The following is a 2,996-nucleotide window of genomic DNA, read 5'->3' as shown; positions in this document are numbered from 1 at the left end:
GCGGACGAACTCCCACTCGGCATCCGACAGTTCATGGCGACGTATCACCCGACCATGATCCACCACACAAGATCATTTGACGACAGAACCTAGGAGCGCCCCAGCTGAGCCAGCACCTGCTTCGGCCGATTGGTGATGATGGCCTCGACGCCGAGCCGCACACAGAGCTCGACGTCCTCCGGCTCGTTGACCGTCCAGACGTGCGCCCGATGACCGGCGCGGTGGAGGCGGTCGATGTACCCGGGGTGACTGCGTACGATCCGCATCCCCGGTCCCGCGATTCGGGCACCCGCCGGCAGCCGTCCGTCACGCAGCCTCGGCGAGACGAACTGCATCAGGTAGACGGTGGGGAGCCCCGGCGCGGCGTTCTGGACGCGGTGCAGGGAACGGGCCGAGAAGCTCATGACGCGGACCGGGGAGGGGGCACCGGATGGCGGCGCGTCGAGCTCGAAGCGTTTCAGCAGGTGCAGCAGCCGCTCCTCGACCTGGCCCGCCCAGCGCGTCGGGTGCTTGGTCTCGATGGCCAGATGGAGCGGCCGGCCGGCGGCTCGCGTCTCGACGAGGAGCTCAAGGAGCCGTTCCAGGGTCAGCACGGAGGCCAGCTCGCCCGGCACCGGATCCCAGTCCGGGGACTCCGCCTCCTCACGGTCCTTCCACGAGCCGAAGTCGAGGGCCGCGAGCTCGCTGAGCTCCAGGGCGGAGACGGCGCCCCGGCCGTTGGAGGTGCGGTTCACCCGGCGGTCGTGTACGCATACGAGATGACCGTCGGCCGTGAGCCGTACGTCGCACTCCAGGGCGTCGGCACCGTCCTCGATAGCCTTCCGGTACGCGGCCAGGGTGTGCTCGGGGGCGTCGTCGGACGCGCCCCGGTGTGCGATGACCTGGATGGGATGCTGGCTGGGGCGCTGCTGCCGTGCTTGGGTCACCCGCATCATGGTGTCACCGGGAGACCATGGGTGCGCGCACCTTGTGGCGCGAGACCGTTTTGTCCGGTGTAAAGGCCTGTGCGCAGATGCACAGGTCCTGCTTACAGTGGCCTGACGTGCTGTGGGAAAAGCTGGCTGCGGACACGTACACAGCGGATCTCTTGCCGAATCATGATGTGGAACCTGAGGAGTAAAGAGCTGTGAGCACAGAGAACGAGGGCAACGAGGGCACCGCGGCCGAGGCCGCCCCGTCCGTTCCGTCCGCACCTCCAGTGCCGGCCGACGCTCCCCAGGAGCTCCCCGAGAGCCCGCCCGCCCCTGCCGCGCGCCCGGATGCGCCCCCCGCGCAGCAGCCGGCCTCTCCCGCCCAGGGGCCGGAGACGGCCCCCACGGCCCCGGTCCCGGCGGCCGCGCCTCAGTACGCGCCCCCGCCGGTGCCGCAGTCCGCAGCCGAAGCCGGCTGGCCCCCGCCCCCGCCGGCGGTCCCGGCGTACGCCCAGGGGCACGGGGCGCACGGCGGTGGTCCCGCATGGGGCCCGCCGGGTCAGGTGCAGACCTCCGACGCGCCGCGCAAGCGGGGCGCGGGCGGCCTGGTGGCCGCAGTGGTCGTGGCCGCACTAGTCGCGGGCGGCGTCGGCGGCGCCCTCGGTTTCTGGGCGGCGGACAGGAACGACTCCGGCTCCTCGGGTTCGACCACGGTCGCCGCGTCGGGTACTCCGCAGGACCTCAAGCGCGACCCGGGCACGGTCGCGGGCGTCGCGGCCAAGGCGCTCCCGAGCGTGGTCACGATCGACGCGCAGGGCGGTGACGGGGAGGGCGGCACCGGCACCGGTTTCGTGTACGACAAGGAAGGCCACATCCTCACGAACAACCACGTGGTGGCCTCCGCTGCGGACAGCGGCCAGCTCACGGCGACGTTCTCCAACGGCAAGAAGTACGACGCCGAGGTAGTCGGCCGGGCCCAGGGCTACGACGTCGCCGTCCTGAAGCTGAAGAACCCGCCGCAGGGGCTCACCCCGCTGCCGCTCGGCAACTCGGACCAGGTGGCGGTGGGCGATTCGACGATCGCGATCGGTGCCCCGTTCGGCCTGTCCAACACGGTCACCACAGGCATCATCAGTGCGAAGAACCGTCCGGTCGCGTCCGGCGACGGCTCCGGTGGCAGCAACTCGTACATGAGCGCGTTGCAGACCGACGCCTCGATCAACCCGGGCAACTCCGGCGGCCCGCTGCTGAGCGCGGGCGGCGCGGTCATCGGCATCAACTCGGCGATCCAGTCGACCGGAAGCACGGGCCAGAGCCAGGCCGGTTCCATCGGCCTCGGCTTCGCGATCCCGATCAACCAGGCGAAGAACGTCGCCCAGCAGCTGATCAAGACCGGCCAGCCGGTCTACCCGGTCATCGGCGCCACGGTGTCGATGGAGGAGAAGACCGGTGGCGCGGCCATCTCGGACCAGAGCGCGGGCGGCACCGAAGCGGTCACCAAGGACGGCCCCGCGGCCCGGGCCGGCCTCAGGGCGGGCGACGTCATCACCAAGTTCAACGACACCGTCGTCGACAGCGGCCCGACCCTGATCGGTGAGATCTGGACGCACAAGCCGGGTGACAAGGTCACGCTGACCTACAAGCGCGACGGCAAGACCTCCACGGTGGAAGTCACCCTGGGCGAGCGCAAGGGCGACAGCTGACCGGCTAGGCTGTCCTCCGCGTCGAAGCGGCTCTTCGTTGGCCGTTGGCGCGAGGTGGGTTGCCCGAGCGGCCTAAGGGAACGGTCTTGAAAACCGTCGTGGCAGCGATGTCACCGTGGGTTCAAATCCCACACCCACCGCCAGCTCAGCGAACGTGCTGAACAGAAGGGGTGTCCCGACCAGGGGCACCCCTTCGTCATGTGGTCCTGTCTCACCCTGACCCGCCCGTGTACCGCTTCGGATCATGGTGCGTGGACCAGGCGTGGACCATGCCAGCAGCGTGCGGACTTAGGTTCTGTCGTCAAATGATCTTGTGTGGTGGATCATGGTCGGGTGATACGTCGCCATGAACTGTCGGATGCCGAGTGGGAGTTCGTCCGCC

At 69.6% G+C, this 2,996-nt stretch carries 2 protein-coding genes and 1 tRNA gene; 2 read left to right on the top strand and 1 reads right to left on the bottom strand.

Features of this window, described 5'->3' with window-relative positions; genetic code table 11:
• Positions 1-89 precede the first annotated feature (89 nt).
• Positions 90-935 (bottom strand): glycerophosphodiester phosphodiesterase, encoded by an 846-nt coding sequence (locus ACZ4LX_RS38000; RefSeq protein WP_467651962.1) that lies wholly within the window; start codon positions 933-935, stop codon positions 90-92.
• 191 nt (positions 936-1,126) lie between these two features.
• Here ACZ4LX_RS38000 and ACZ4LX_RS37995 point away from each other — a divergent pair, with 191 nt between their 5' ends.
• A complete protein-coding gene (locus ACZ4LX_RS37995; protein WP_467651964.1) occupies positions 1,127-2,614 on the top strand; it encodes a S1C family serine protease in 1,488 nt (495 codons plus the stop codon).
• A gap of 53 nt (positions 2,615-2,667) precedes the next feature.
• Positions 2,668-2,757 (top strand) — tRNA-Ser (locus ACZ4LX_RS37990).
• The last annotated feature ends 239 nt before the right edge of the window (positions 2,758-2,996 follow it).

Source organism: Streptomyces sp. NPDC026062, assembly GCF_055568375.1.
This window is presented reverse-complemented; position numbering and strand designations above follow the sequence as displayed.